Genomic DNA, 6,217 nt, shown 5'->3' with positions numbered 1-6,217 from the left:
CCTCAAACCCGCCCCCCAGACCCCCCTGGCCGGCCTCGCCCTGGCGGAGATCCTCACCGAAGCGGGCCTGCCGGCCGGTGTGCTCAACATCGTGGTCACCTCGGACGCCGCCGGCGTCGTCGAACCCCTCCTGCGCGGCGGNNACCTCCATGGAACTGGGCGGCAACGCCCCCCTCATCGTCTTCGACGACGCCGACCTCGACACCGCCGTCGAAGGCACCCTGGTCGCCAAGATGCGCAACATGGGCGAATCCTGCTGCGCCGCCAACCGCATCTTCGTCCACATCTCCATCGCCGAGGAGTTCGCCTCTCGCCTCGCCGCCCGCATGGCCGCCCTGAAGGTCGGGCCGGGCACCGAACCCGGCACCGACGTCGGCCCCCTCATCGACATCGCCGGCCGCAGCAAGGCCCACGACCTGGTGCGCGACGCCGTCAAACGCGGCGCCACCGTCCTGACCGGCGGTGAACTCCCCGAAGGGCCCGGCTGCTTCTACCCGCCCACCGTCCTCACCGACATCGCCCCCGAGTCCGCGATCATCGACACGGAGATCTTCGGCCCCGTCGCCGCCCTGCGCACCTTCGACGACGAGGACGAGGCCATCGCCGCCGCCAACGACACCGAATTCGGCCTCGCTGCCTACCTGTTCACCCAGAACCTCGACCGCGCCCTGCGCGTCGCCGAACGTCTGGAGAGCGGCATGATCGGCCTCAACACCGGGCTCGTCTCCAACCCCGCAGCCCCCTTCGGCGGCATCAAGCAGTCCGGCCTCGGCCGCGAAGGCGGACGCGTCGGCATCGACGAGTTCCTCGAGTACAAGTACATCGCCGTCCCCGTCGGAGCCTGACGTGCCCGACCGACTCGTCGTCCTCTACCGGGGCAACCGGCCACCCGCCACCGCGCTCATCGAACGCCTCACGGACACCGTCTACGCGACCGAGGAGGAACTGCCCTACCTCCTCCCCGGCGCCGACGCCCTCCTGGCCTGGGTCACCATCACCCCGGCCATCCGTGAGGCCTGGCCCGACAACCCCGAGAAGGCTCCGCGCTGGGTGCACGCGTCCTCCGCGGGCGTGGACTCGTTCCTCTTCCCCGCCCTGGTGGACGACCCGGGCGTCGTCCTCACCAACGCCCGCGGGGTGTACGACCAGCCGACCGCCGAGTACGTCCTCGGCCTGATCCTCGCCCTCGCCAAGGACTTCCCCGGCACCTGGGAGCACCAGCGGCGTCGCGAGTGGCGTCCGCGGCCCAGTGACGGCATCACCGGGCGCACGGCGCTGGTCTGGGGCACGGGGCCCATCGGCCGGGCCACCGCCCGGCTGCTGCGTGCCGTCGGGATGCGGGTCTGCGGCGCCGGCCGCAAAGCCCGCACGGAGGACCCCGACTTCGGCACGGTGCACGGACGGACGACCCTGCCCGCGGCCCTGCGCGGGGCGGACTACGTCGTCCTGGCCGCCCCCCTCACCAAGGGCACCCGGGGCATGGTCGACGCGCCCGTGCTGGCCGCGATGAAGCCCGGGGCCCGGCTCATCAACGTCGGCCGCGGCGGGCTCGTCGACGAGGAGGCTCTGATCGACCACCTCGCCGCCGGCCGGCTCGCCGGTGCCGCCCTGGACGTCTTCGGCCGGGAGCCGCTGCCGGTGGAGTCGCCCCTGTGGACCATGCCCGGAGTGATGATCTCCCCGCACACCGCGGGCGAGACCACCAGCGAGCGGGAGGCACTCGTCGAGGTGTTCCTCGACAACCTCACCCGCCACATCGAAGGCCGCCCCCTGCGCAACGTCGTGGACAAGCGGCGAGGCTACGTGGTGGACGAGCCGTACTCAGGCTGAAAGTGGACGAGCCGTTCTCCCGCTGACGGGCGAGAGCAAGCATCCCCGCAGGCGGCCCGCCATGCCGGGACGCGTGCTACTCGCCCTTCCCGCGTCCCAGCGCGCTGCCCGTCACCGCCACCACGGACAGCGCCACCAGCGCGGCGGCCGGGCCCAGCACCGTCCAGGGGGCGAGTTCGGCGTACGGCTGGTTCTCCGACAGGAGCCGGCCCCACTCGGGGGTGGGCGGCTGTTCGCCCAGGCCGAGGAAGCCGAGCGAGGCCAGGACCAGGACGGTGGTCGGCAGCCGCAGCAGGGCGTTGCGCAGCAGAGCCGGCAGCACCGCGGGGAGCAGGTGACGGCGCAGCAGGTGCAGCCGTCCCGCGCCGAGCGCGACGGACGCGGCGATGTGACCGCTCGCGCGTTCCTGTTCGAGCAGCGCCGCGGTCTGGGCGGCGTACGGGCTCCAGCCGACCACGCAGACCGCGCACGCAGCGCCCCACACCGACGGCCCGGTCACGCCCGCGATCAGCAGTCCGGTCAGGACGGCGGGCAGGGTCGACACGACTTCCGTCGGACCTGCGCTCGCCCGCGGTGCCATGCCCAGCAGGAGGCCGGTGACCGCGCTGACCGCCGTCACGGCGAGAGCGACACCGGCCGTGCGCAGCGCCCCGTGGCCCAGCCGGGCCAGCAGATCCCGGCCCAGCGCGTCCGTGCCCAGGGGGTGCCCCAGGGACGGGGGCAGCAGCCGCGCCGCCGTGTCGACCTGCAAGGGGTCGCGCAGCAGGCCCGCCGTGACGAGGGCGAGCAGGGCCACGGAACACACCGCGATGATCCAGCGCAGGGAACGCGGCGCCGCGAGCGGGGGCCGGTGCAGGGCCGGCAGGGCGCCGTCGCGCAGGGGGCGGCCGAGGAGGGCGTGGCGCAGGGCCCGGACCAGGATGCCGGCGCCCACGCCGAGCAGGACCAGCGCCAGGGTCGCGGTCTGGAGCACCGGGAGGTCCTGCGCGACGGCGGCCTCCAGGGCTAGCCGGCCGAGCCCGGGAATGTCGAAGATCTTCTCCACCGCGACCGCACCGCCGACCAGGGCCACGACGGTCGGGAGCAACTGCGGCAGCATGCCGGGCAGGGTGCGGCGCAGCGCGTCGCGGGCGATGTGGCCGGGCGGCAGCCCGACGGCGTACGCCGTGCGCGCCCAGGGTTCGTGGAAGGCGGCGGGCAGCGCCTGGTCGAGCAGCCCGCCGAGCATCGCACCGGACGGGATGCCGAGGGCGAGCGAGGGCAGCACCATCGACCGCGGCCCCTCCCAGCCGCTGGACGGGAACCACCCCCACCAGACGCCGCACACGGTGGCGAGCACCGAGGCGAGCAGGAACTTCGGCAGCGCGGCCAGCACGGCGGCCGTGGCGCCGGCCCGGTCCCGCCGCAGGCGGCGCCGGGAGCCGAGGAACACGGTGCGGGCGCACACCAGCGCGGCTACCAGGGCGGTCACCGCGAGCGCACCCAGCATCAGTGTCAGGGAGACCGACAGGGCGGTCCCCACCTGCGGCATGACCGGTTCGCCGGAGACCCACGAGACGCCCGCGTCCCCGCGCGGCAGGCCGCCGAGCCAGCGCGTGAGATGCGCGAACGGCCCTTCGTCCAGCCCCAACTGCTCGCGTACGGCGGCCAGGTCCGCGGCTGTGGGGTTCTGGTCGGCGGAGCGGGCGCGCAGCACCGTGCGGGCCGGGTCGGCGCCGGTCAGCCACGGCAGCAGGGCCACCGCGCCGAGCAGCACGGCCCCGGCGAGCACACGGCCGGCCGCCGCCGGCCAGAGGGACGGGCGGGCGCCGGAGGGGTGGGCGACGCTCATGCGTTACCCGACGCGGGTGTCGACGTCGACGAGAGAGCGCTCGCGCGGGTCGAGGATCACGCCCTCGACGCCGGTGGCGATGCCCTGCACCGCCTGCTCGTGGACCAGCGGCACCACGGCGTCGGTGCGCAGGATCGCCGCCTCCGCCCGCATGATCTTCTCCTGGCGGCGCTGCGTGTCACGCTCCGCCGCCGCGGTCCGGATGGCCTTGTCCACCGCGGTGTCCTTCAGCCCGGCGATGTTGTAGACGCCCTCGCCGGCGAAGTCGCTCGCGAGGTAGTCGACCGCGTCTCCGGTGTCGAGGAGCGTCACCCGGGAGAAGACCAGGGCGTCGTACTTCCCGGCGAGGAGGTCGGCCTCCATCTGCGTGTACTCGCGCACGTCCTGCTTCACGGTGAACCCGGCCTTCTCCAGCTGCTGCTGGAGCACGGTCGCGGCCTCGGGGAGCTCGGCCCGGTTGGTGTAGGTGGCCAGCCGCAGCGTCCTGCCCTTGGTCTCGGCCTTCACCTGCGCGGTGGTCGCCGCCTCGGCACGGCCGGTCACCTCCACGCGCTTGCCGGCGGCCCACGGCACGGCGGGTCCGAACAGGCCCTGCGCCGGGTCGGCGTAGCCGCCGAAGACGGAGTCGACGAGGGCGGAACCGTCGACGGCCTCGCGGGCGGCCGCGCGCAGGCCGGCGTCGGTGAACAGGCCGCCGCCGGTGTTGAGGACGAGGCTGTCGGTGCGCACCGAGGGCACCTCGTGCCGCGTGTCGTTGTCGAGGAGCTTCGCCTGGGCGGTGGGGATCCACTCGGCGATGTCGGCCTCGCCGCTGCGCAGCGCGTTGGCGCGGGCGGTGCCGTCCGCGACCCAGCTCACGTCGATGCCGGGCGCCTTCGCCTTGCCGCCCCAGTAGCCGTCGAAGCGGTCGAGCGCCGCCTTGGTCTTGCCGCTGAGCCGGGTGATCCGGAACGGGCCGGTGCCGGTGCCGACCGGGCTGACGGCGCCGTCCTCGGCGTACGCCTTCGCCGACAGGACCGCCAGTGCGGGACTGGCCAGCCGCAGCGGCAGCACCGGGTCGGGCGACTTGGTCGTGAGGGTGACGGTGTCGGCGTCCTCGGCCTTGGCGGTCAGGGTCACGTCGCTCAGCACACGGGGCTTGGGCCTGGCCTGCCCGGCGTGGTCGAGGGCGTTGACGACCGACTGGGCGGTGAGCCGGGTGCCGTCCTGGAACTCGGCCTTGCGCAGTTCGAAGGTCCAGGTGGTGTCGTCGTCCTGCTTCCAGGACTTCGCGAGAGCGGGCTTGGCCGTGCCGTTCTTGTCGAGGGCGGTGAGGCCCTCGGCGACGGACAGCTTGCTCAGCACGGTGGCGTCGTTGCTGTACGGGGACAGCGCCTGCACCGGCGGGACGGCCAGCGCGACCCGCAGCCGCCCGCCGGATCCCGCTCCGGCCCCGGTGCCGCCGCTGTCGCCCGGTGCGAAGCAGCCGGCCAGCAGAGGGGTGAGAGCGAGCGCCGCTATGAGGCCGCGGGGGGTGGTGCGCATGTCAGTCCTGTCGTGCGGGGATCGGGCAGGCCGCAGCGGCCCGGAGGGTGCTTGATCGGCGGCGACAGCATATAAGGAGAGCCTTACCAAACCCGGTACTGGGTGGGTGAAATCTCAACAACCGGACCGCCGGGGGGTGAAGCCGGTGGTATCGACCGGTTGTTCGGACTGTGCCATCGTGGGCGCCGGGCGGGAGGTGAGTCGCATGACCGGCGCGGACCCCGGGCTGTTCGGTCCCGGTTCGGTGACCTGGCAGATGCACGGCGACCCCATGATGTGGATCGCCGGCATCCGGGCGCTCTACCTCCAGGCCCTGCACCCCCGCGCGGTACGCGGCGTCATGCAGAACTCGGACTTCCGGCGCGACGCCTGGGGCCGCCTGATGCGCACCGCGAACTTCGTCGGCACGACGACCTACGGCACCACCGAGGCCGCCGAGCGGGCGGGCGCCCGGGTCCGGAAGATCCACAGCATGCTCACCGCGACCGACCCGGACACCGGCGAGCGCTACGGCGTCGACGAACCCGGTCTGCTCCGCTGGGTGCACTGCGCCGAGATCGACTCCTACCTGGACGTCCTGCGCAGGTCCGGATTCCGGCTCACCGACGCCGAGGCCGACCGCTACATCGACGAACACCGGCAGAGCGCACGCCTGGTGGGCCTCGACCCCGGTACCGTGCCCGCCGACCGGGCCCAACTGACGGCCTACTTCGAGAAAGTGCGCCCCGAACTGGCCGCGGGGCCAGAGGCGCGCGATGTGGACGACTTCCTGCTCCGCCCGCCGACGCATCCCCTTCTCGTACCGTTGCGCGAGGTGCTGTGGCGGCGCGTGGCACAACTGGCGTACGCCTCTCTGCCTCCGTACGCCCACGAGTTGTACGGCAGACCGGCCCCCGCACCCGCCACCGTCACCCGGCAACTGCGTCTCACCGGCCTCCTGCTGCGCCGTGTTCCCGCACGTGTGCGGTGGCAACTCCCGCCCAAACACATCCTGCGCGCGATGGCGAGGCTCGGGCCGGGCGCGCGCCCGGC

4 protein-coding genes and 1 pseudogene are annotated in these 6,217 nt (G+C 73.7%); 3 read left to right on the top strand and 2 right to left on the bottom strand.

Annotated elements, in window-relative coordinates; genetic code table 11:
* Positions 1 to 845 (top strand): annotated as a pseudogene (locus tag CCL05_RS39955) (aldehyde dehydrogenase family protein); the annotation flags it as partial.
* Position 846: 1 nt separating this feature from the next.
* Entirely contained in the window at positions 847 to 1,830 is a 984-nt protein-coding gene (locus tag CCL05_RS39950) for a D-2-hydroxyacid dehydrogenase (protein WP_086565505.1), read from the top strand.
* 76 nt (positions 1,831 to 1,906) lie between these two features.
* Here CCL05_RS39950 and CCL05_RS39945 read toward each other — a convergent pair whose 3' ends face one another.
* Both CCL05_RS39945 and CCL05_RS39940 read right to left on the bottom strand, forming a co-directional pair.
* Positions 1,907 to 3,661, bottom strand: a complete 1,755-nt coding sequence (locus CCL05_RS39945) for an ABC transporter permease subunit (protein ID WP_086565504.1) — start codon at positions 3,659 to 3,661, stop codon at positions 1,907 to 1,909.
* A 3-nt stretch (positions 3,662 to 3,664) separates the two neighbouring features.
* A complete protein-coding gene (locus tag CCL05_RS39940; RefSeq protein WP_086565503.1) occupies positions 3,665 to 5,185 on the bottom strand; it encodes an ABC transporter substrate-binding protein in 1,521 nt (506 codons plus the stop codon).
* 205 nt (positions 5,186 to 5,390) lie between these two features.
* On the opposite strand from CCL05_RS39940, the gene CCL05_RS39935 reads away from it, so the two are divergent.
* A partial coding sequence (locus tag CCL05_RS39935) for an oxygenase MpaB family protein (RefSeq protein WP_086565502.1) occupies positions 5,391 to 6,217 on the top strand: 827 nt, incomplete at its 3' end.

This window comes from Streptomyces africanus (genome assembly GCF_002150735.1).
In the GTDB taxonomy this organism is placed as follows: domain Bacteria; phylum Actinomycetota; class Actinomycetes; order Streptomycetales; family Streptomycetaceae; genus Streptomyces; species Streptomyces africanus.
Note: the sequence above shows the minus strand (reverse complement) of the source record. Positions and strands in the feature narration are given on the sequence as shown.